We start from the raw sequence: 24,496 nt of genomic DNA on the forward strand, positions 1-24,496 counted from the left end.
GCTACCTTTCGCCTAGCTCCATCCTGTCCTTTGGGTATCTTTCTACTACCTCATCCCCAACTGAAAATTAAGCGACTGAAACGATATCCCAAGCCCCATGTATTGCGCTAATTCTATTACTGCTGTGCGGGGGAAGAGTAAATATTTGTTGCGCCGATGGCCGACTAATTGGGCTTTTAGGTCCTGGTAATTGGATTACGGCAGATTTAAGTTGTTAGCAGTATATCATGAATTCTTCTTGCTTTTTAAGGCCATTAGCCTAGAAACATAAAGCCGTACCACAAACCGTGATACGTCTTTTACTGCAGAAACATTAACAATAATCCCCTATAGGATCCAAACGAAAAAAGTGTCGGTTTAAGTTTGGATGGTCGCCTTTGCATGAAGCCAGCTATTTGATGTTCAGTTCTCGTTGAAATCACGGACTCTATTTTAAATTTTCAGGAAGATTTTATTTTTATACAAGAGGTATAATAATGCAAGCTGGGTTAATACAACACCAATAGCCGCCAAAGTTTCCTGCCAGTTGACCGAGGCAAGGTGGATCAATCCACCAAAAACAAAATTGCTGGTATATTTAAAATCTACTATTCCTTCTGCTGCCAGATAGATTAATATAGAATTTACACCAATGAGCATAAAAGGATACGTCCACTTTTTATATCCCGCTACATCGATGATCAGGTAAAAGACCGATAAAAATAATAAGCTCCAACCGCCTACAAACAGCACAAAGGAACTGCTCCATAAACGCTTGTTAATCGGAAAATTAAGATCCCATAAACTGCCCAGGGCAATCAGTACAAGTCCGGTTGCAAACAATGCAATACCTTTTTTATACATCGGCCATTTGTCTGAATTAAGTTTAAGAAACTGGCCGGTAAATACCCCCAGTAAAGCAGAGCCGATCGCAGGTATGGTAGACAAAATGCCTTCCGGATCATGACCGGGATCGTGCAGCCTGCCGGGCAACAATAACTGGTCTACATATGATTCCAGGCTGCCCTGCATTGTGAGTACACCCGCGCCATATCCCGGAACCGGGATGAACATCATTGCTGCCCAGTAACCAATCAATATTCCTGCAAAACACCATAACTGTCCGCGCAGGTCAAAGTTCAGAAAAATAATTCCTGCAAAGAACCATGCCAGGCCAATTCTGCCCAGCACGCTGGCAAAACGGGTATGCTCATAGCCATCAAATCTGAACAGGCCATTAACTACTACTCCCAGGAAAAGCAGGATCAGTGTGCGCCGGATCATTGAAATATAAATCTTTTTTTTCTCTGCTCCCGGCAAGTCCATGGGATTGCTCACTCCTGCTTTCTCCATTTTATTATGGAAAGAATAAGGCATGGATACTCCGGCTATAAAGAGAAAAAGCGGGAAGATCATATCGTAAAAAGTGATTCCGTTCCATTCTGTATGGTGCAGCTGGCCCGACATCCATAACAGTACCGGCCAACCCGTTGCTTTGGCCATTGCATGAATCACGTGTTCGCCGCTCATGATCCAGAACATGTCAAAGCCACGCAGGGCATCCAGTGATAAAAGGCGTGCAGGTTTAGCGGGAAGTACTTTACCCCCTGCTGCTGCCTGCTGCATTGGTGTGCTAATCTTTTCCAATATACAGTGGTTATAAATTCTGTCCGATTGTGGTTCTGTATTTTCTATAGAATTGCTGTGCAACAGCTACGCTGTTTCCTTTCGCTTCAACAGGATATGCTTTTTTTGTTTTTACCCAGTTCCATTCCCATTTGCTGATCGTTTGCTCAAAAGCTTTCAGGTCCATTTCTTTATTAGCTTTTAGAGCTATCGAAGCTGAACTGAAGAATTTCTGCCAGCGTACTTTGTAAAAATCATTGAGTAATCCGCTCCATTGACGGCATGAATATTCGCGCAGCGGGCTGTTCTCGCCGCCCCATAAGGTTACCAGGTCACGCGCATTCTGCTCATACAAGGCTTTTTCTGCCGCCGTTGTACCACATTTACGCGCATCCGCAATCCATGGCCCTAACAGAAAGTCTTTTCTCGTGGCCAGCAGGGCATCCATATCGGAGATTAGTTGCAGATATTCTGCTGAGTACTTTGTAAAGTCTGCAGCGTTTTTATCATGGTAAGCCTTAACCCATTTCTTCTGTAAAGGACCAGCATAATTCGCCATCGCCTGCCTGGTCACATCTACCAGATCATACTGGAACCCATCGCTTTTAGCATTTGAGGGAGCCGCTTTGATCAGCTCATCCCAAGCAGGGAGAAAATCTTTACGCTCGTAATTCAAACGCGTTTTTGTCCATACTGTAGCAGAATCGAAAGTCGGCCTTCCGGTGATGATTGATTCTGCTCCGTCACGAATGGTTTTACCATTGAAGGCTGTTTTCTTAAGCACATCCCAGGCTTTAACAGCGTGGGGATTTACGTTGCCGTATCGGTTAAGGATATATTTTTTGAGCCACTGGTCAAGATTGATCTCTTTATCCTGCCAAACATTCTCCATCATTAGTTCATACAATACAGGAGTTTGTTCAATCGCTTCCATCGTGAGGCCAATTCCTTTCAGTTTTCCGGCATTAGGATCATGTAAAGCCTGTGCGGGACCAGAGGCCACTCCTTCTATCCGGCCGAACATCGAGATATTACCTCCAAAGTTATGCAGCATATTCCAAATCCAGGGCTTACCGTAATAGGCCTCGGTGCGTTTCCATACCGGCTCAATTTCCGAAGCCAGGTCCAGCATAATCATATGATCATTTGGAACTGCATCCAGCAGGGCTTTAATCTGTGGCGTTTTCCAAAATTTACGGTCGCTGTAAAACAACCAGCCCTGCATCACCCACACGGCTTTTGGATCAGCTTTGCTCATTGCCTGATAAATCCTAGCACTCAGCGCTGTTAAATAGGCAGGATCATCAGTTGGCGGCTCATTTTCATTAAAAGTATCGGCTGAATAGAGATGATCCGTGCCATATAGTTTGGTTTGAACTTCGAGAAACTTGCGCCCGATCTGTTCAAACATTGGGTCTTCCGTGTCGAGGATATAAGTATCATCAAAGCCGTTAGTCCAGTTGGTTTGTTTAAGTTTAGATGTTGGGAAGCGCTGTTTAAAAGCAGAAGGTACGTGGCCGGTAAAAGATTGTAAAACAGGCTTCATACCCAGTTCGCGTTCTCTTTTTAAAATCTGCTGCTGCAGATCGCGGTGGCTGGTCATCCAGCTCATAGGCAGAGGACCGCCCCAGCCATCCAGGTTGCCCATCCAGAACCAGCCAAAATAAGCAGGTCCGCAGAAAAATGTGCTCAGGTCCTGATCAGTAAAGCCCATGCCTTTGTATACCTCATACCAGGTATATTCCTGTCCTGTAAGTGCCAGTGGCATGTTGATCCCGTGAAGGGCCATCCAGTCGATCTCTTTTTCCCAGCGTTTCCAGTCCCACCAGCTCATGCTATAATTATAGGTGCAGTAGTTCAGGTAATAACGATATTCGTATGGGGTTGTTTTGTGTACTTTCTCTTTAACAACAGGAAGCACAGCAGGTATATTTAAATTGGTACCATTCCAGGTGATCTGGCAATGGACATATTCGGTAAGGTAATGATACAATGCCGAGGCTACGGCTACGCCGTTGTTGCCACGCAGGATAATTTTCCCTTTAGCGCTTTCAACTTCAAAAACATCCTTTGGTGCATCAGCGGGCAGTTCTTCTACAATAAAAGAACCTGCGCGTGCAGGGACAACGCGCTTGATCAGGGCGTAGGATGTAGCGGTTTTAAATTGTGCGAATGCCAGTACCGGTAAAAAACAAACCAGTAAAAACACCAACTTCTTTACTTCTTTCATATGGATATATTGGTTGATTGGGCAAAAAAGACCGTCCAGTTTCAACTGTGGTTCATTCCGAAACAGGTGTCCTGCCGGAATGTAATTTAGGCAGTAAAAGCATCCTCTGCAAATATGTTTTGCAGAGGATGGAGTTTATTTTAATATCCTGGGTTTTGCACCAGTTTTGGATTGAGCTGAATTTCACTTTTTGGAATCGGAAAAATACGGCGCTGAGGATCAGCATTAGTTTTTATACCCCATGGCTTTTCATACTGACCAAATCTGATCAGATCGTTCCTGCGCCACATTTCCATAGCTAACTCACGGCCTCTTTCGTCTAAAATATCAGCAAGGGTGACTGTTGTAAATGGCGAAGCCTGCGCACGTGCGCGTACCAGATTAACCAGCGACAAGGCCGTTGCGCCGTTTGTTGCCGTTGCGCCGCGCAGAATGGCTTCAGCTTTTGTGAGCAGGATATCTGCATAGCGGAACATTGGAAGGTCGTTACTCTGATCTCTCACTGTAGAAGTACTATCAGGATAAAATTTAATATTTCTGTACCCCTGCTCATTGGCTAACTCATCATTTCCGATGTCAAAGGTGGCGTTGTTTCTCCAGATAATATCAGGAGTAAACTCTAGTTGATGGACAACTGATCCTGTAGGATTACTGCCGGTATAGTTATCATCAAGCCCCTTATTGGTTGTGGTTATCATGATCGGCACACCGGTGTGAGTATACTGCTTACCTGTTAAATATTGTCTTCGTCTGATATCTTTGGTATCATTGTATAGCGCATAATAACTTGCGTAAGAATAAATTGGTCCGGCAGGAGAATAAGGCATACTATACTTGGCACGCAGGGCCGGATGCATCGTAAACCTCGCATAATATTGGCCCAGAGCCTGCACATTGTCAAAAGGTACCGCAAAGATAAAGTCTTTGATCTGCGGACCATTATTGGGCTTAAACATGCCAATATAATCTGCATCCAGCGCATACTTGCCAGCATTGATAATATTATCACACATCTTTACTGCATCGGCATTTCTGTCTGTACCGATATAATATGACGCATTAATGTACATTTTAGCAAGTATTGCATACGCCAGGTATTTTGTAGGCCTTCCGTAAGTAGTTGCATCAACAGTTGTACTCAGGTTTGGAATCTGCTCCAGCAGTTCAGTCTCGATGAAGGCAAATACCTGGGCGCGTGGCTGTGTAGCAAGATTAGTAGTGTCGCCAAAAGTTTTAGAGACAGGAATGTTTCCATATAAATCCATCATATAGAAGTAGGACATCGCCCTCATGGTTTTGATCTCTGCCACGGTTTGAGCTTTAGCCGTACTTTCAGCCACAGCGCTGAAGAGAGATAAAACCTGGTTGCAGGTACTGATGGTGCCAAATCCCCAGGTCCAGTTGTTCAGTACCAGGGAATTGTCCTGATTGTAGGTATGCAGGTTCATGGCGGCATAAATACCGCCGTCAAACCAGTTACCACCTCTGGCAACCATCACGTTTTCATCCGCCGCGATATTTGCTGTTATCCAGTAAGACCGGTCCGGTCCACCGCGGAATTTTGTATAAATGGGTCCTGTAGCAGCTATAAACTGGGCAGGTGTTTCAGGAAAGGTTGCCGGCGTGAGTGAAGAAACCGGGGTAACGTCAAGCTTAGTACATCCTGTAATACCTGATATTCCTGCTGTGAGGGCTAAAATCCCTATAACTATATGTTTTTTGAAACGAGTCATTGTGTTTAATTTTAAAAGATTCAACTATAAATCCAACTGAATACCTGCTAAGAAACTTCTGGTTTTTGGATAGAAGTTATTGCTGTCCACCCCGATAAACTGCCCGCTGGCCTGGTTATTCAGGCTCAGATTAAGTTCAGGATCTACGCCTTTATACTTCGTGATCAGGAATAAATTAGTACCCGTCAGATAAAAACGAATGCCATGGACATAATTTCCAGCGAGCTTAAATTTATAGGCAAGCGTTGCATTACTTAAACGCACAAATGCGCCATTTTCCAGGTATCTTGTAGAATAAAGGTGTGCATTGATATCGGTTACAGGTTCAGACAATGTTAACACGGGCACATTATGGGTAGTTACCTGGGTAGGCTGATTATAACTTGCCAGTGAAGCATTCATAATCTTATTGCCACCCTGCCCGCGGAAGAAGAAATTAAGGCTGAAGTTCTTATAAGTGAAATTATTTCCCCAACCAAAGATATAGGTGGGCTGTGCATTTCCTGCGTAGGTCTGGTCTGTACTTTTCGGAGTAGTAGTAGGATTACCATCTGCGCCTAAATACGTAGACACACCATTAGTTAAACCTAAATATTGAAGTGTGTAAAATTGGCCGAGAGGATAACCTGCTTCAATGATAGAGACAGTTACACCGCTTTGCCCGGGGCCTTCAGGAACGCCGGCATAGATTTTTGAGAGGTTAGTTCCCAATGAAGTAATCTTGTTTTTATTGAAAGAGATATTTCCATAAGTTTCCCAGGCAAAATTGGCAGCTTTCACAGGCGTTGCATTCAAACTGATTTCCACGCCTTTATTATCCATACTACCTACATTAGCTGTTAGTGTAGACACCAGGTTTGTTACTGTAGAAACCGGGATAACGGAGATCATATCGGTAGTTTTCTTCTGGTATACATCTACCGAGCCACCTAATCTTCCTTTCAGGAACGAGAAATCAACTCCGGCATTTACTGTACCTGTAGTTTCCCATTTCAAGTCTGGATTGGGGTTCTGAGTTGGGCCAATGGCACCGATAAATGCGCTGTTGTAATAAAAATTTCCTGTTGTACCATACTGTGTGAGCGGGGTGTATGCAGGAAATCCTTGTGAGTTACCAGTTTTACCATAACCGATACGCAGCTTCAGGTCGTCAAAAATAGTTTGCGATTTCATGAAAGACTCATCAATAATTCTCCAGGCTGCAGAACCTGCAGGGAAATAGCCCCACCTGTTATTTGCACCAAAGGCATTTGATCCGTCACGACGTACCGAAGCCTGGAAGATATACTTGCCTTTGTAGCTATAGTTCAGGCGCGAATAAAAGGATATCAGGCGTAATGTTTCTACCTGCACTGTACCGTAATTTACACGATATCCTGATGGCGCAGTACCTAAAGCAAGGTTATTGTAGCTGGTTTCATCAGAAATAAAATTCTGGTTTGTTGACTGGAAGCCATTACCGGTAGTGGTTTCATCATAAGAATAACCCGCTAATGCTTTAAAGTCATGATCACTGCCCCATTTATGCGAATAGCTCAGATAGTTTTCAAATAATTTCTTGGTATCCTGATAGGTAGAACGGATGGCCGAACCATTAAGGTTTTGCGCAATTTCTGATTTCGAATTGTAATAGGTATCGTTAAAAGTAGTCCTGTTTTGATAAGCAAGATTAAAATTATAGAATATGCCAGCGGGTAAGGTGAGTTCTCCCTTTACGTTGCCCAGCAGCAAATTAATCTTTTGCTTATAGGTATCATTTGTAATCAGACCCAATGGGTTATAACCTAATACGAGCGTAGGATCTACATATAGTGAACCATCCGCATTATAGACGGTCCGCGTAGGAAGGTACTGAATAATGGATTTGAAAAATCCGGGGTCCTTACCGTTAACACTTGTCAAAGGAATATCGTTCACCAGCAAGTCAGAGTTGGTCACAGAGTTACTTAACGAAAAGTCCAGCTTCAATTTATCATTCAATGTCTTTTGAGATAGATTTAAACGGCCTACAAAGCGGTCGAACCCGGTATTTTTAATAATCCCCCTGTTCTCGAGGTAATTCAGACTTCCTCCAAAAACTGTTTTTTCTGTACCGCCGCCAAAGGAAAGGTTATGGTTTTGGGCAAAGCCACTGTTACGCTGTGTTACTTTCTGCCAGTCGGTATTACCACCATTGTCATTCTCCGGAGTAAAACTTTGTCCTGTTGCTGCAGCATAAGTCCTCAGCTGATCAGCAGTTGCCAGCTCAAACTGGTTGGCGATTTTTTCCATTGAAGCATAGGCGTCGTAATTCATCCTCAGCTGACCAGGTTTTGCTTTTTTTGTGGTAACGATAATTACTCCATTTGTAGCCCTTGTACCATAAATAGCTGATGCGGAAGCATCTTTTAACACATCAATCGATGCGATGTCTGATGGTGCTACAAGATTGAAATCTGCTCCTGGTACTCCGTCAATGATATAAAACGGTGAAGATGCTGCACCAGCCCTCAATGAGGAAGGGCCTCTCAGTGTAACAGTTGCCGTTCCGTTCGGATTTCCATCACTGGTAATATTCAGACCTGCAACTTTACCTTCCAGCAATGCTGCAGGACTGGTTACCACACCCGCATTAAAATCTTCCGCTTTTATTGTAGTAATAGCACTGGTCAGTTCCTTCTTTGTAGAGGTGCCGTATCCCACTACAACCACCTCGTTCAAAGCCTTTTGATCTTCTCTCAGTGTTACCTTAATATTATTCTCAGTGCCAATTACAACTTCCTTTGCCTCAAATCCGATATAACGAAAAACTAATGTTGCACCTTTATCTGCGTTAATGGAAAAAGTTCCAGTGCCGGAAGTAGCTACGGTTTTGGCTGTGCCTTTTACCTGAACAGATACACCTGGTAAAGGCACACCTTTTTCATCTACAACTGTTCCCGTAATGGTAACCGCATTCATATATTCTTTTATACGGTCAAAAATGGTTTTCTCTTTCTCTTTGATGACGACACTCTTATCATCTATAGAGTATTCCAATGGCTGATCTTTAAAGCAAATCTGCAACGCTTCTTCCAAAGAGGCATTTTTAAGGCTGACCGTAACTGGCTTAGCCTTCTCCAGTGTTTTCGCATCCACCAGGAAGTCATAACCGGTTTGCTTAGCCAGCTCGTTGAACACAGCCTTTAACGGTGCGTTTTTTTTATCGAGATTAACTTTCTGTGCCAGTGAAGCGGCACTTACATGAAATAAAGCAATGGTCATTATGAGCATGGTTATCTTCATAATTCGCAATAATTGTTTGGGACAGCAGATATTATATCTACTACCTTGATGGTTGTAAAATTTCATTACCTTTGATTGGTTTTGGGTTGAGATTGAGTTAGTTCACATCATAATTTTATACGCCCGGACTTTTACCGGATTGCTTCGACTCAATCCGGTATTCATTTTTCAGGAGCGTATTCCGGTGGCAATTATGAACCCTTTTTGTAGATTTTCTTCATGTTGGTTAGGTTTGGTTGATAATTCTGTAAATTGGTTAGTTTATGGTTGTTTAAGGACGGTTATTTTTTTGCCCTCTATTTTAAAATGCACCTTTCCGGTACGCTCCATTAATTTGAGTACTCCTGAGATATTTCTTGTGCTGGATACCACACCTACAAACTGGACATCTGCGGGTTCTCCTTCATATACGACCTCAACATCATACCATCTGGCCAATCTGCGCATCACTACCTGAAGGTCTTCGTCATTGAGGATAAACTGTTTGTTTTTCCAGTCCAGTTCTTCATCTACATCTACCTGCTTCACATTGAGGCTGTTTCCTTTGCTCAGGCCCTGCTGACCGGGTTTAAGGATTGTTGAGCCATTCAGCCGTACACTGCCTTCCAGTAAAGTTGTTTTGGTAACGGGTTCGTCTGCATAAGATTTTACGTCAAAATGTGTCCCCAATACTTCTACATCCTGTCTGTTGGTTTTCACAATAAAGGGCTGCTGTTTGTTGTGTGCAACTTCAAAGTAAGCCTCGCCCTCCAGTTCAACCTTACGCTGTTTGCTGTTGCTGAAAGAAACCGGGAATTTAAGTGATGACGCCGCATTGAGCCATACCTCAGTACCATCTGGTAGCCGCACCTGATACTGGCCACCTTTAGGTGTTGAAATTGTGTTAAAGGCAAATGCATTTTTAGATTTTGAATCTGACACGGTATAAATGAGTTGCCCGTCTGCAGCTTTGGTAATGGTTATTCCGGTTTCCTGTGCAAGGGCACCATTTTTGGCACCGTCTAAAGTAATCTTGCGGCCATCAGCCAGGGTTAAGGTTGCTTTTACGCCACCCGGGGCGATATCATTTTTGTAAATGGATGTTTTGGCAAGTTTAGGCATTGAAGGGGCTTGATCAGCTTTGTAAAAGAATAAGCCTGTACCAAGTACAAGCAGTACCGACGCCGCAGCGGCAATCCTGGGCCATAATTTTGTGGAAGTGATTTCATGGGTTTGATTTTCAACCGCTGCCCAGATGGCTGATCGTTCTTCATCCAGCTCAGTTCTGGATAAGCTGGCTTTGTCTTTTTCATTCAACTGCAGATACCATGATTCAAGCCAGGCGATCTCTTCCTGAGTGCATATACCCTGGTTATATTTTTGCAGTAAAGCCCTGAATTTTTTTTCGTCCCGTTCCATTAATTACCTGGTCTATAGAAGTAAGACTTTTCAGGAAAACAGATCGGGGATAGGAAAGTAAAAAATAATAATCGTTTTTATCTGATGAAATGAAGGGCAACAAATAGAACCAGACCTATACGTAATCTGAGTACCCGCAACGCCTTTTTTATCTGGTCTGCCACAGTAAATTCCGACAGGCCCAGTCTCTCGGCAATTTGCCTGTTGCTGAGGTTTTCTTTTCTGCTCAGCTCAAACACTTCACGCATTCGGGGAGGAAGGGCTGCAATTTCAGTTTCGATTATTGCTGCCAGCTGTTTTTCTCTGACCAGATGATCAGTTATCGGCTCTCCATTGTATTTGAACTGGTTGAATGATGTTGCATACTGGTTAACCACATTTTTATGGCTGATCAGGGAAAAAATGCTGTTTCTTACCATTACATATAAGTAACCTGAAAGGTTGCTTTTTAATTCTATCTGCTCACGCTTGTTCCAGAATCTGACGAATACATCCTGCACAATATCCCGTGCTTCTTCTTTATTTCGCAGTTTGTTATAAGCATGTGCAAATAACACGTCGTTATAGCGCTCAAAAATCTCTGCAAAAGCATCTCTATCGCCTTCTTTGAAGAAAACAGCAAGTTCCGCATCACTAAATGAACTATGAGATGACATGTTTAACAGATTTTATCTACAGAAGATGTAATTATAGTAATAATCTTATGACATACTTAGAAAAAATGAAATAAAATTCGCGATTTAATGAAAAAGAGTGAAATTAAAGTGAGCATTTATTCGGATTTGCGCAATAAATTAAAATAATTGACCGCATATTCATCAATATGACTTCATCCTTATAGATAAAGGTATACCAGTGGATCAACGCTGCTCGAAAGTTATCATCACTACGAAGTCAAAATCCAGGCGATTTCACAATGCTGGTTGAGGGTCTGGATAATTATGCACAATTTGGCTTCATCAGTAATTCAGACGTCAATGACATTATCCGCCCCTGCAGCAAAATCCAGTGAATCCACAAGTTTCGGCTGGATTGTCACTGTGACCAGTCTTGCCTTTGTAATGGCTCAATTGGATGTATCAATTGTCAACATTGCAATGCCCCAGATCGCGCAAACCTACCAGATTACAATCAGTACACTGCAATGGGTGATCGATGCATATACACTGGCCTTTGCTGTACTGATGTTGTCAGCAGGAAGTTTAAGCGATATGCTTGGTGCAAAGCGGATCTTCCAGATCGGCATTGGTATTTTCTGCATCGCTTCGATAGGTTGCGGACTGGCGCAAAGCGCTACCATGCTGATTTGCTTCCGCGCATTACAGGGCCTTGGTGCGGCCACGATGATCCCCAGTTCCCTGGCGATACTTAACCAGTCTTTTGCCCATGATACGGCTAAAAGGGTACGTGCCGTGGGGCTCTGGACCGCGGCAGGAAGTTCAGCGATTGCAGCCGGGCCGATTATTGGCGGGCTGCTCATCCAGGTCAGCAGTTGGCGCTATATCTTTTATGTGAATGTGCCGCTTTGCCTGGCAGCCCTGATCTTTAGTCTCAGATTAAAAAAGGATCAGGCTGCAGGAAATAGAAACTTTGACATTCCCGGACAAGTTACCTGGATGTTATGCATCACCACGATCATTTGGGCTATTATAGAATGGCCACAGCTGGGAGCTAACAGTCCGGTTATTCTGATCAGTATCATTTTTAGTCTGATCATGTTATGCTTGTTTCTGCTGACTGAAAGTAAGGTTAAATTTCCCATGCTGCCCCTGCATCTCTTCAAATCGGCGGACTTTAATGTCCTGCTTCTGCTGGGAGGACTGCTAAATGGCGCATATTACGGCACTATCTTTATCCTGAGCCTTTATCTGCAGAATGTCCTGCACTATTCGTCACTCAATGCCGGACTGGCTTTTCTTCCTTTAACTGTAGGCTTTGTCATTTCAAATGTTGCCAGCGGTAAAATCATCAATAAGTATGGTATCCGCCTTCCCATTATGATTGGTTTGGTCATGTTTGCACTTGGTTTCGCAGGTTTATACCTTGCCGGCGAGCATACGCAGTACTGGAAATTGTTTTTACCTTTCCTGACTATCTCTATGGGGATGGGGCTTGCCGTACCCTCTATGATTAATGGCATACTCGCGAGCGTGGACAAGTCCCTGTCCGGAACAGCATCCGCGGCATTAAATACAGTAAGACAGTCGGCCGGGGCCATTGGTGTTGCCATAATTGGAACAATTGCATCTGGTGGAAACCTCAGGATCATCCATGCTATCAGTGTCAGTGCAACCTTTACTGTGATATTTACAGCGATTACCTTAATTTTAATTTTGAAACTGCTGAAATTGAAAGTATAAGCGCTCGAAAGGACGGCTGTATTCAGCAAATAATTTTAAATATGCTGAGCAAATTGTGTTAAAATATGCTCAGCGATTTTTCAAAAAATAAACTTGTACAATTACTTATGCTGAGCATAATTGTTAAAATATGCTCAGCGATTTTTTAAAAAATAAACTGGTACAATTATTTTATGCTGAGCAAATTGTGTTAAAATATGCTCAGCGATTTTTTAACATACTTAGTACAATTTACTTCAGTTTTACAGGTGAAATACCTTCATGCGTCGGGATCACTTCTCTGATACTGCCATCTTCATTAAAGGTTAACCGATCAATACAGATCTCCCGGTTGTAGCCCGCTGCCTCGCCCATTGAGATCCCGGCAGGATAATTAAACCGGTGATAGACAATGTACCATTCATCAGTTCCGGGGATCTGAATGACCGAATGATGCCCCGTACCGTAGATGCCAGCCTTTGGGTTCTTTGCAATAACCACATTATTCTTTGGTACGCTGATTTCTCCAAGCGCTGAATCTGATGTACCGTAATGTACCGTATAGTTGGGATTTCTGGTGTCGCTTTCTGACCACATGAAATAATAGATCCCTTTCCTGAAGGCTACATATGTTCCCTCTTTAAAATTATCCTTTGGAGTCAGTACTTTGGTCGTACCGGATTTTAATGAGATCATGTCCTCATTCAGCTCTGCTCCTGCCATATACCCGTTACCCCAGTAGAGGTAAGTTTTTCCTGTCTTTGGGTCACTGAATACATCCGGGTCGATCTGTTGTCCACCTTTGATACCATCCGGAAATTTATCAATCAGGGCTTTGCCAGAATCTACAAAAGGTCCTGCAGGATTATCCGAAATGGCTACTCCAATTTTCGCACCTGCTGTGAAATAAAAGAAATATTTGTAGCTGCCATTGATTTTTTTCTCGATGATACAGGGGGCCCAGGCATTTTTCTTTGCCCAGCTTACATCTTTCGGCAGATCAAGGATCACGCCTTCATCTTTCCAGTTGACCAGATCGGCAGAAGAGAAAGTTTTAAAATAGTTGCCCGACCAGTTATTGTATCCGTCACTGGTTGGATAGATATAGAATTTACCAGTTTTTTCAGCATATAGGATATCAGGATCGGCATAATAGCCGGGAATAGCTGCATTATGGTTTTCCTGTAGAAATACATCATAACTTTGCTTTTTACCATTGATGTCTACAGTATATTTTACCGGTCCATGAGTAAAATCCTGTGCTTTTCCAGGGCTGATGATGATACCCGGAAATGTTGTAAACTGAGGATCAAAAGCATTCAATTTTGTGCCTGGCATTACAGGTATGTAAGCCTTTTTACTGGCCGTATCAAAAGATATATTGATTTTCTTCACCTCTTTTGCCTGAGCAGCAAGGATCATATCATCCGGGTTCATCCACTGGGCGGCAAGCTTTTTAGCTTCGTCTGTGGTGACCGGCATGATTGTACCATGTCTGGGACGGAAGTTCATTGCAATTTCATCATCTATAGCTTTGAAATTTACCAGGTCTTTGCTTCTTGTAAATTGATATTTGCCCTCGGTATATCTGTCGTACATCAAGATATAGTCATCACTGTTATTCAGTTTATAAGTACCTGAACCTTCAACAGGTGATGTGGTTTGCTGCACATATTTATCCAGCAGCACATAGCCTTTTGTTAACTGATCTGAAACAGCAATCTTAATACCGGCACCTGAACCTTCGGTTTTGAAAAACAGATGATACCTGCCGTCTTTATACACGATGTCACCATCTATACAAGCACCACCATCCGCTTTATAAAAAAGCTGTTTAGGTGCAGAATCCAGCCCTGTGAAGTCCTTGTTCGCATAGGCATAATAAATTTTATCTGCATCTTTCCCTGTGCGCATCGACCAGTAGATCATGTATTTCTTCTGCTGTGGGTCGTAAATCGTCTGTGGCGCCCACACTCTGTTCACACCGGCAAATTCCTTAAACAAGGCAGGTATGTTCACTACATGCGATGACCAGTTGATCAGGTCTCTCGACTTCATCAGTACCATGCCCGAATCAGGGGTGTCCCATCCGTATTTTTCTGTGTTCATATCGGTAGCTACCATATAAAACGTCTTGCCATCGGCACCGCGCAGGATGTGAGGATCGCGAACGCCGCCGGTAGCACTCGTTTTTGCAGGATTAAGCACCGGCTTGTTCTGGTTTAAAGCCCGGTAATGATAACCGTCATTGCTCAGTGCAAAGCGGATGCTCTCGCCGCCTTTACCGCCTACGAAATAGGTAAACAAGTATGCAGTATTATCCTTCCCAGGATTTTGTATGTTCTGGGCATCAGCTGTACTGAGGCTGCACAGCGCAACAGACAAACAGGCAATTGGCCTTAGCCACTCTTTTTTAAACATCGTATCTATATTATTATTTGATCAGTTGGATGACTATTCTATTACGATTACAAAGCCTCCCTGCGGCGGCATCATTATCTTTTGCGCATTGCTTGTTTTGCCCGTTTCTTTACGGAAGTCCAGCTGCCCGTCGCCATTGGCAATCAGCGTCGCTTTTTTTCCAAAAGGAAGGGTATTGAAAGTAACAGATTTTTCTGCGCTTTCGCTGTTGATACCTGCGATGTACCATTTGCTGCCAGACCTGCGCGCCAATACCAGGTATTTTCCTGGATAGCCATCAATGAACTTTACGTCATCCCACCTTGCGGGCAGGACGCGAAGGAATTGCTGTACATTTTCAGGTACATGAGCCATGCCTTCGGCCGACTCAGCATAATGCTGGATACCACTCACAAAAAGCACCGAAAGTGCCAGTTCAAAGGCACTGCTGGTTTTCCGTTTGATCTTGTTGTTAATTTTATACAGGTTCATTGGTGTATAATCCATGGGATCGAAAAGGTTCCGCGCGAAAGGAACCGTTGCACATATTTCTGCTTCACGGTCGGCCTCTGCCTGCTGAAAACTCACATTCTCGAAACCACGTACGGCCTCTGTGGTCATCAGATGGGGATAAGTACGTGCCCAGCCCCTCGGCAGGGTAGCGCCATGGAAGTTTACCATCAGCTCATACTTTGCCGCATCCTGCAGGATGTCAATATAATACTGCATCACAGACTGTCCGTCACCTCCAAAGAAATCAATCTTTACACCTTTGATCCCCATCTCATGAATTCTTGAAAATTCCTTTCTGCGGCTTTCCTGTGTAAGCAGCAGGTTTTTGGGTGTGTATTTCACTGTGTTCCAGTCGCCCGCAGAGTTGTACCACAACAGGACGCCTACATTTTTAGACTTCGCATAATCCGCCAGTTCTTTTATTTTTTCATATCCGATCTTACGGTCCCAGTCGGCATCAATCAGACAATATTCCCAGTGCATGTCCGCAGCAAAATCTATATATTTTTTCTGCTCGTCGTAAACAATGTAGTCATCTTTGGACATGATCCAGCTCCATGAAGCTTTCCCTGGTTTAATAAACCCCGTATTTGCAATTGCTGCTTTTGCTGAAAAATCTGTACCCGCAGTTGATTCCATGATGGTTTTCAGGCTTCCCAGCGCGATCACCCGCCAGGGAGTAGAAAAAGGCATTTTGCCAGTGGGCAGGTATCCCCGTCCGGTAAATATCTCCCTCGGATCCGGAAAGCCTACGCTAAATTTGCTTTCTGTCGGATGAGCAATCAAACGGGTGGCACAGTATGTTCCATCGATACCGGCTTCGGTAATCGCCAGCCAGTTCTCCCCCGTTTTTAGTAAAGCCGGGTAAACCCATCCCCTGTTTACCGAATCTGGAATATCTTTGATCATAACTTCCTGACGATAATGTTCCTCATAGGCCGGATTACTTTTCTCCCAGCCAGATTTTGCTTCCTGCATTGGTTGCAGCCAACTGAGGGTATTTACAGGTAACTTATATTCAGTTTTTTCTTCATTGATGGTAATCGTTTCCGAAGCCTTTCCCAGTAAGTCATATTTAAAAGCCACGGCATCGTTGCTGATGCGGAAAGTAATAACGAGCGGTTGCTGCTGCTTGTTAACGAGCTGTACTACACCTGTATTTTGTACCGAACTGATATCAGATTTTTTACCGGAGTAAAGCGTATATTGTATCTTTTGTCCTTTGATTTCCGTGTGCGTACTGATCTTCATACTTTCATAAAAATCACCCTTGCTGGTACTCAAGCCTAAAAGTGAAGGGAGCACAACAGGTTTTTTATTCCTGGAAATCTCATAAAAAAATTTTCCTTTGTCGGAAAAGACTTTTACAGCAAGCTTCCCGTCAGGACTATCAAACACAACCTGCGCAGCGGCCTTTTCAAACAATGGCCCAAGCAGCACAAAAATCACCAGCATTTTTTTTATCATACCTATATCTTATTATACGTCAATAAGACGTTTAAGATAGGTGGATTAGGGATATAAAACAAAAATAAATAATTTGATTAGAGGAGATTTTGAATAATGGACATGTAATTTCTTTATATGGCCTCAGAGGAGAAAATATTTAAGGCTTTTTTAGCCGGGGTTTATTCGGAATGACTGGGCAATAATAGCACATTGCCTGCGGTATGTGAGCGCTGAATTTAACTAGTTAAACCAAGCGCTCAGATATCGCAGGCATACGGCATGCAAAACGCATTCATACCGAGCAAACCCGCCCCTGAGCTTGTTTAAGCCAGCATTATCAATCCTTTTGTTACGGGGTCACTATCAGGAAGATTGCTCAATATCTTTCAGACTGGCCATTTTCTTGTACGCAAGAAAACCTTTGATATCTTCAAAATGCTCACGCACCCGTTTATTCCCAAATTCAAATACCTTTTTAGCCAGTCCGTCAAGGAAATCCCTGTCGTGAGAAACTAAAATCAATGTGCCGTCAAAATCCTGCAATGCGTCTTTGATGATATCCTTTGTCTTCATGTCCAAATGGTTGGTCGGCTCATCCAGGATCAATACATTTACCGGCTCCAGCAATAGTTTAATCATTGCCAGACGGGTTTTCTCACCGCCTGATAGCACCTTCACCTTTTTAGTCGTATCATCACCGCTAAACATAAAAGCACCCAGAAGGTCTTTTATCTTTATACTTCCATCGGTTAATGGAATCTGATCAATAGTTTCAAACACGGTTAAGCTCTCATCCAGCAATGCAGCCTGATTTTGCGCAAAATAGCCGATTTTGGCATTATGGCCCACTTTTAAACCTCCTTCAATATCAATCTCGCCCATAATGGCTTTGATCATTGTGGATTTACCTTCACCATTTTTCCCTACAAAGGCTACCTTTTCTCCCCTTTCGATTACCATTGACGCTTTTTCGAATACCACATGGTCGCCATAAGCTTTGGTCATCTCTTCTACAATCACAGGATACTGGCCTGAGCGCGGAGACGGTGGAAACTTGAGGCGCAAGGCCGAGGTATCCACTTCATCGATTTCGATAATAGGCAGTTTTTCGAGCATCTTAACTCGCGACTGCACCTGTAATGTTTTTGAATATGTGCCTCTGAAGCGATCAATAAATTCTTGATTGTCTGCAATAAAGCGCTGCTGTTCTTCATAAGCTTTTAGCTGATGTACCCGGCGGTCGGCACGCAGCTGCAGGTAATGGGTATATTTTGCTTTATAATCATAGATCCTGCCCATCGTCACCTCAATCGTACGGTTAGTAATGTTATCTACGAAGGTACGGTCGTGCGAAATCACAATCACTGCCTTAGCTGAACTGATCAGAAAATCTTCCAGCCATTGGATACTTTCGATATCCATGTGGTTGGTAGGCTCATCCAGCAAAATCAGATCAGGTTTTTTGAGGAGGATTTTTGCCAGCTCAATCCGCATACGCCATCCGCCCGAGAATTCTGAAGTTGGGCGGTTAAAGTCTTTACGTTCAAAGCCGAGTCCTTTAAGTACCTTTTCTACCTCAGCATCGTAATTGACTTCTTCTACCGAATAGAATGTTTCGCTCAGCTCAGACACACGCTCAATCAGCTTCATGTAATCATCGCTTTCGTAGTCGGTTCTTATAGTCAGTTGCTCATTCAGCTCGTCCAGTTCCTTTTGCATGTGCTGCATTTCCTGAAAAGCTTTTGAGGTTTCTTCGAATACGGTAACGTTGTCCTGGGTAAGCAAGTGCTGTGGCAAATAGGCGATCACAGCATCTTTTGGGCCGCTCACACTGCCAGAAGTAGGCTTTGTTGCACCAGCTATGATTTTTAACATGGTAGACTTGCCGGCACCATTTTTACCCATCAGGGCTATTTTGTCATTTTCGTTGATCGAAAAGGTTACATCACTAAACAGGTTGGTTCCACCAAAAGAAACGGAGATATTATTTACATTAAACACGAAATGCGGATATTAGGTTAAGCTGCAAAGATAGTTGAATTTGATAAAATTTTGTTTGAATTTGCCAACAGCCTTGTCTGCAGGCCGGGCCTTAAAACCTGTCTCAACAAAATTACAGCTGATTTAGGTACCTATATGATAATCAGTAGCTAAACAATATTATATTAGTATACCCCTATTACTGACCGTACCTTAAAAAAACCAAATGAAATCTCCCGCTATCCGAATTTTCACTGCAATCCTTTTGATATCATGCGCTGTCCACTATAGCTTTGGACAAAGTACAAACCCGCAACCTGCAAAGATTACGGTAGATCTGGCCCGGAAGAAAGCACCGATGAAACCTGTATGGGCCTGGTTTGGATATGATGAACCCAATTATACCTATATGAAAGATGGAAAAAAGCTGCTGACAGAGATTGCCGCTTTAAGCGAGGGGCCGAAATATGTACGCGCGCACAGTCTTTTGGTTACTGGAGATGGTGAAGCCGCGTTAAAATGGGGATCTACAAATGCCTATACAGAAGATGTTCATGGAAATCCCATTTATAACTGGAAGATTATAGACAGTATTTTTGATACTTATGTAAAACGCGGAATGAAGCCTTTTGCACAAATTGGGTTTATGCCACAGGCATTGTCCACTCATCCGGAGCCCTATAAGCATCACTGGAAGCCAGGCGACAATTACGACCTGATTATGACCGGCTGGGCCTACCCTCCAAAAGATTACAACAAATGGGGCGAGCTGGTTTACCAGTGGGTAAAACACAGCGTGGAGCGTTATGGAAAAGCAGAAGTGGAAAGCTGGTACTGGGAGGTATGGAATGAGCCTGCCTATTACTTTAAAGGTACACGGGAGGAGTTTTTTAAACTGTACGACTATGCTGCTGCTGGCCTGAAAAGGGCGCTGCCTACCGCTAAAATTGGCGGGATGAATGTTGCCGGCACTAAATCCAAAAAATCGCAGGAGTACTTAAATGAATTTATACAGCATTGCTTAACAGGAACCAACTATGCGACTGGTAAAACCGGATCCCCGCTGGAACTCCTTAGCTTTCATGCCAAAGGCGAACCTAAGCTGATCAATGGTGTTGTACTGATGGACCCCGCCCCGCAGCTGAGAGATATTGCTACAGGGTTCAGGATTGCAGCCTCCTATCCGGAGACTAAAAACCTTCCCCTGATCATCGGAGAATCTGATCCGGAGGGCTGTGCGGCATGCGGCATGGCTACGAACCCGGAGAATGCTTACCGTAACGGCACCATGTATTCCAGTTATACAGCGGCAACCTTTGCCCGCAAATATGAACTGGAAGACCAATATGGTATCAACTTTAAAGGTGCAGTTTCCTGGTCATTTGAATTTGAGAACCAGCCCTGGTTTTATGGCTTCCGTGACCTGGCAACCAATGGTGTAGACAAGCCTGTGCTGAATGTTTTCAGGATGTTCGGTAAGATGAGCGGCGACCGGGTTGCAGTTCAAAGTAACCGAATGTATTCGCTAAAAACCGTCATGGATTCCAGTATCCGCGGGCCGCAAACTGATATCGGAGCTTTAGCGTCAAAAGATAATGAGACCGCAGCTGTGATGATCTGGAATTATCATGACGAGGACAAACAAGGTCCTGCAGAGGCTGTTAACTTAGTCATAGAACATGTTCCAGCTAAACTGGTAACCATGACCCATTACCGGATCGACAGCAATCATAGTAACTCATACGAGGTATGGAAGAAAATGGGATCACCTCAAAGTCCATCAAAAACCCAAATAGCAACACTGGAGAAGGCAGGTCAACTGGAAACGATGGGTAAAGACCAAAAGCTTACAGTGAAAGAAAACCAGCTTTCCATCAATATCAATCTGCCCAGGCAAGGGGTCTCATTAATCAAACTGGACTGGTAAATCACGGAAGCAAGGTTTGATCCTGTAGGTGTATAATCAAAGATAAATACGATGATGTGGGCAGTGTGGTTAGTCCTTCTTCTGCGTTTTCCCTGGTTGCCCAAGATGAAAGCACATTGCGCGGGCTGATCGCGAAAACCGGAAAATCGGCTACGAAGCCCAATATCAAAGGGGCATTCGTGTATGATGCAACCAATGGCAAACAATTTGCGCAATGTAAACCATAGGATTTCAATCCCGAGGAAGGCAGGTATACCATCATTGATGTGCGGAGAGAGGCCGAAGTAAAGAACGAAGCTATCTTTAAAAATGCGATCAACATTCCGCTGCAGGACCTGTCCGGCAGAATAGCTGAAATTCCCACAGATAAACCGATACTGATTAACTGCGCATCTGGCTACAGATCGGCCACTGGAAGCAGTATCCTGAAGAGATATTTGCCTGAAGCGGAGAATCTGGACCCTGGTGCTGCGGTGACAAAATATGAGAAGACAAAACATTGACCGCGGGGGGTACAAATTTCAGATTCCGGCAAAAAGTAATGATCATCTGAGTACATTTGTATGGATGAAAACAATAACTCTGCGACGAACCAACAGTGACAATCCTGATTTCAGGGCGTTGATTACCGAACTTGATGCTGATCTTCGTTTACGTAACGGTGATTTGATGAATATATATGATCAGCACAATGTGATTGAAAAAATTGATACAGTAGTAGTTGCATACATTGATGAAGTCCCTGCCGGCTGCGGCTGTTTCAAGACTTACGACAACGAAACCGTAGAAATTAAAAGAATGTTTGTGCGGCCACAGGCCAGGGGAAACGGCATCAGCAGAAAAGTTCTCACTGAACTTGAAGCCTGGGCCAGGGAATTAAAGACTACCTATGCTGTGCTTGAAACAGGTTCCAAACAGCTGGAAGCATTGAGCTTATATCCCAAAGCCGGCTATCTGCCCATTCCCAAGTATGGCCCTTACATAGATCTGCCTGAAAGCATCTGTTTCAAAAAAGTTTTATAATCTCCCCTTCGCACCGGCAAATAGAAAAGTTTAACAATTTTTAACAGGATATGAGCCTTTAAAGAAATAACTTGAGCCTCTCATGAAAACAAGAGGACAAAATAAGCGCCAACTTTGTACAATCGCTACGATTATTTAATCGTAAAAAAAGACAAAGGGAGGAAACAAGTTATGTTAAAGCAACTATCCGGATACATACTTGCACTGGCAAGCCTGGTCATGAATGTATCATGCAGGAAAGACTATGAATCAGTTAAAGATGCGGAGGCCAGAAGGATTACGGAATATATTGTCCGCAATAACCTGAGTCTGATGGTTGAAGATGGTGATCATACGGGCTATTATTACCAGGTATTAAATCCGGGCTTGGGTGAAGCCCTGAAAAACACAGATTCGGTGCTCTATAATATTCAGATGAAGGGTATAGATAATGGAATTATCTATTATGATTTGCCGGCATTTACAAACCGGGGTACCTATGTAGGTTACACGGATGTAGTATCACATGAATATGTGATCAATACAATTCCCAAAAAAGTAATATCCGAAGCCAGGTCTATCCCGGCAATCCGTAATACCATCCTGAAATTAAAAAGAGGAGGTGCTGCAAGGATACTGCTGCCTTCATCCCTGGCTTTTGGCAGAAACGAAGTTGGAGAGATCCCTGCAAAACAGGATATGGATGTGATGATTACCATTCATCCTGATACAACACAACAGCAGCGCGACGACCGGCTGATACAGGATTTTATGATCAGCAAAGGGCTGGTGATGACTAAAGATCCCTCAGGAGTTTGGTATAGCATATCAAATCCCGGAAACGATACATCGCCAATTGCTGAAACCTCAACCATACAGACATCCTACACGGGCAGATTCCTGAACGGAGCTGTATTTCAAATTGGTACGGGGACATCTTTTGACCTCAGCCCTAATACCCGCAACCTGCATTCCTGGATCAATGGCTGGCGAAAAGTTATACCCGGGAAATTGCGCAAAGGTGGTAAGATGCGGATGATTATCCCCTCCCGGCTCGGCACCGGCAAATCGGAATTGAGGAACGAATTTAACTACATCCTTCTTCCCGGAAATGCTGTACTGGACTTTGATATAGAAATCCAGTCTGTACAACTTTAGTAAAACATATTTGAGGGCATCATCAGATTAGCTTATGAAAACAGAAGAATTGTGGTTTAAAAAACCCCGCCTTAACCAGGCCGGGAAAGCAGACCTTGAGAATTTTATGCAGGAAAACTTCCGGCTAAACCTGGAGGTAAAAGAACTGGCATTATTAACAGGCCGTAGCCTGGCTACATTCAAAAGGGATTTTGAAAAAACCTTTCGTACTTCCCCAAAGCGATGGATACAGCAAAGACGGCTTGAAGAGGCATTTATTATGATAAAAGAACAGGGCAAACGGCCTTCGGAAGTTTATGATGAATTAGGCTTTGAATCCTTTTCTCACTTTTCATTTTCATTTAAACAATACTTCGGGACCAACCCTTCCAATATACAATCTTCGCGCTTTATACCTGTCATGTTAAACCAAAACAAATAATCTTTAGCTAATAACTGCCATCGATAGCACTTTTTCCTTCAGGCTATTGGCCTGCTTTTGTCCGCGATCCACTCACTCCAGGAACCCGCGTACAGTTTTGGGAAAACTTTGCGCGAATGGACAAAAAGCAGGATGTTAAATGCAGCTGTAACGCCCGAACCGCAATAAAACACGGCTTCTCCTGGTGTATCCTTAAAGTAATCTCCTAATTTAGCATCGTCACCAATCATCCCTTCCGGATTCAGGAGGCTGTTAAATGGCTTTGAAATTGCCGTAGGAATATGGCCGGCAACAGGATCTATGCTTTCATTCTGCCCCTGATAACGGTCATTTGTCCGGGAATCGATGATGCAGCTGCCGGTCTGTTCGATCTCCTTCAGCACATCGTCAGACTGAACAAGAAAATCGTCATTAAAACTGGCTTTATATTGTTTTGGAGTTCTTTCCGTTTGTAAGCCGGCAAGTGGAAATCCCTTTTTTTCCCAGTAACTTTTACCTCCTGAAAGGACGGCTACATTTTGATGACCGCTCCATTGTAAAAGCCACCACAGCCTTGCTGCTGCCATTGCGCCCGACTGCATATCATAAGCTACTACCTGAGTATTTTCATCAATACCAAGCTTTGAAAAGGTAGCAGTTAAGCTTTCCTTTGAGGGAAGCGGGTGACGGCCGGTCGTTCCGGAAATAATTGTTCCTGACAGATCATCATGCAAATCTGCATATACTGCATTTGGTATATGGCTTTTCTCATACTCTGCTCTTCCCCACTGCGGGTCAGCTAATGCGTAGGAACACTCAATAAAAAGAAAACCACTATTATTCAGATTTTGTGAGGCTTCTTCTGCCGTAATGAAAGTTGCGTATTTCATCGTCATTTATGATTTACCTGTTTGTTAATCTATACTTTGTAAACGGTTTGAAAGCAAATTTAATATTTAGCAAGGCATCGGCAACAGAAAACATGTATTGTCTTTTTAAGTATACACAAGTTATCCTTTCGCAGTGCAATTAACTAATAACATATATATATTTTAACATCACATCATATATTATGAAAAATAAAACAACAAAAACCAA

At 43.3% G+C, this 24,496-nt stretch carries 16 protein-coding genes and 1 pseudogene; 7 read left to right on the forward strand and 10 right to left on the reverse strand.

The window, feature by feature from the left end:
- Nucleotides 1-432: 432 nt before the first annotated feature.
- The 6 genes from FN831_RS20445 to FN831_RS20470 all read right to left on the reverse strand — a co-directional run bounded on the left by FN831_RS20445 (nt 433) and on the right by FN831_RS20470 (nt 10,886).
- Entirely contained in the window at nt 433-1,626 is a 1,194-nt protein-coding gene (locus FN831_RS20445) for an acyltransferase family protein (RefSeq protein ID WP_246101651.1), read from the reverse strand.
- A 10-nt stretch (nt 1,627-1,636) separates the two neighbouring features.
- Complete coding sequence (locus FN831_RS20450; protein WP_142530058.1) at nt 1,637-3,835, reverse strand: alpha-N-acetylglucosaminidase; 2,199 nt, start codon at nt 3,833-3,835, stop codon at nt 1,637-1,639.
- Between the two features lie 140 nt (nt 3,836-3,975).
- A complete protein-coding gene (locus FN831_RS20455; protein WP_142530059.1) occupies nt 3,976-5,568 on the reverse strand; it encodes a RagB/SusD family nutrient uptake outer membrane protein in 1,593 nt (530 codons plus the stop codon).
- A 24-nt stretch (nt 5,569-5,592) separates the two neighbouring features.
- Nucleotides 5,593-8,811, reverse strand: a complete 3,219-nt coding sequence (locus tag FN831_RS20460) for a TonB-dependent receptor (protein ID WP_185960556.1) — start codon at nt 8,809-8,811, stop codon at nt 5,593-5,595.
- Between the two features lie 282 nt (nt 8,812-9,093).
- Entirely contained in the window at nt 9,094-10,230 is a 1,137-nt protein-coding gene (locus tag FN831_RS20465) for a FecR family protein (protein ID WP_142530061.1), read from the reverse strand.
- Nucleotides 10,231-10,307: 77 nt separating this feature from the next.
- Entirely contained in the window at nt 10,308-10,886 is a 579-nt protein-coding gene (locus FN831_RS20470; protein ID WP_142530062.1) for an RNA polymerase sigma factor, read from the reverse strand.
- A 321-nt stretch (nt 10,887-11,207) separates the two neighbouring features.
- Here FN831_RS20470 and FN831_RS20475 point away from each other — a divergent pair, with 321 nt between their 5' ends.
- On the forward strand, nt 11,208-12,590 hold the full coding sequence (locus FN831_RS20475) for an MFS transporter (protein WP_142530063.1): 1,383 nt from the start codon (nt 11,208-11,210) through the stop codon (nt 12,588-12,590).
- 231 nt (nt 12,591-12,821) lie between these two features.
- Here the strand turns inward: FN831_RS20475 and FN831_RS20480 are convergent, their stop codons facing one another.
- The 3 genes from FN831_RS20480 to FN831_RS20490 form a co-directional block, all read right to left on the reverse strand.
- A complete protein-coding gene (locus FN831_RS20480) occupies nt 12,822-14,990 on the reverse strand; it encodes a family 43 glycosylhydrolase (protein ID WP_142530064.1) in 2,169 nt (722 codons plus the stop codon).
- Between the two features lie 33 nt (nt 14,991-15,023).
- Nucleotides 15,024-16,949, reverse strand: a complete 1,926-nt coding sequence (locus FN831_RS20485) for a glycoside hydrolase family 97 protein (protein ID WP_142530065.1) — start codon at nt 16,947-16,949, stop codon at nt 15,024-15,026.
- Nucleotides 16,950-17,294: 345 nt separating this feature from the next.
- A complete protein-coding gene (locus tag FN831_RS20490; protein ID WP_142530066.1) occupies nt 17,295-18,932 on the reverse strand; it encodes an ABC-F family ATP-binding cassette domain-containing protein in 1,638 nt (545 codons plus the stop codon).
- A gap of 205 nt (nt 18,933-19,137) precedes the next feature.
- Between FN831_RS20490 and FN831_RS20495 the strand changes: the two genes are divergently transcribed.
- From FN831_RS20495 to FN831_RS20515, 6 genes and pseudogenes are all read left to right on the forward strand, one after another.
- Nucleotides 19,138-20,838: a GH39 family glycosyl hydrolase gene (locus FN831_RS20495; RefSeq protein WP_142530067.1), complete on the forward strand. Its 1,701-nt coding sequence runs from the start codon at nt 19,138-19,140 to the stop codon at nt 20,836-20,838.
- A 56-nt stretch (nt 20,839-20,894) separates the two neighbouring features.
- Nucleotides 20,895-21,065, forward strand: a complete 171-nt coding sequence (locus FN831_RS27785; RefSeq protein ID WP_185960557.1) for a hypothetical protein — start codon at nt 20,895-20,897, stop codon at nt 21,063-21,065.
- A gap of 24 nt (nt 21,066-21,089) precedes the next feature.
- A pseudogene (locus FN831_RS20500) lies at nt 21,090-21,341 on the forward strand (rhodanese-like domain-containing protein); the annotation flags it as partial.
- Nucleotides 21,322-21,861, forward strand: coding sequence for a GNAT family N-acetyltransferase (locus FN831_RS20505; RefSeq protein WP_221931370.1), 540 nt, complete (start codon nt 21,322-21,324; stop codon nt 21,859-21,861). The pseudogene FN831_RS20500 and the gene FN831_RS20505, both read left to right, overlap by 20 nt.
- 171 nt (nt 21,862-22,032) lie before the next feature.
- Entirely contained in the window at nt 22,033-22,998 is a 966-nt protein-coding gene (locus tag FN831_RS20510) for an FKBP-type peptidyl-prolyl cis-trans isomerase (protein WP_142530069.1), read from the forward strand.
- Nucleotides 22,999-23,032: 34 nt separating this feature from the next.
- Nucleotides 23,033-23,419, forward strand: a complete 387-nt coding sequence (locus FN831_RS20515) for a helix-turn-helix domain-containing protein (protein WP_142530070.1) — start codon at nt 23,033-23,035, stop codon at nt 23,417-23,419.
- A 38-nt stretch (nt 23,420-23,457) separates the two neighbouring features.
- On the opposite strand, the gene FN831_RS20520 is transcribed toward FN831_RS20515, so the two are convergent.
- Nucleotides 23,458-24,288, reverse strand: a complete 831-nt coding sequence (locus FN831_RS20520) for a sulfurtransferase (protein WP_142530071.1) — start codon at nt 24,286-24,288, stop codon at nt 23,458-23,460.
- Nucleotides 24,289-24,496: the final 208 nt, after the last annotated feature.

It is taken from the genome of Pedobacter westerhofensis (genome assembly GCF_900182595.1).
Lineage (GTDB): Bacteria > Bacteroidota > Bacteroidia > Sphingobacteriales > Sphingobacteriaceae > Pedobacter > Pedobacter westerhofensis.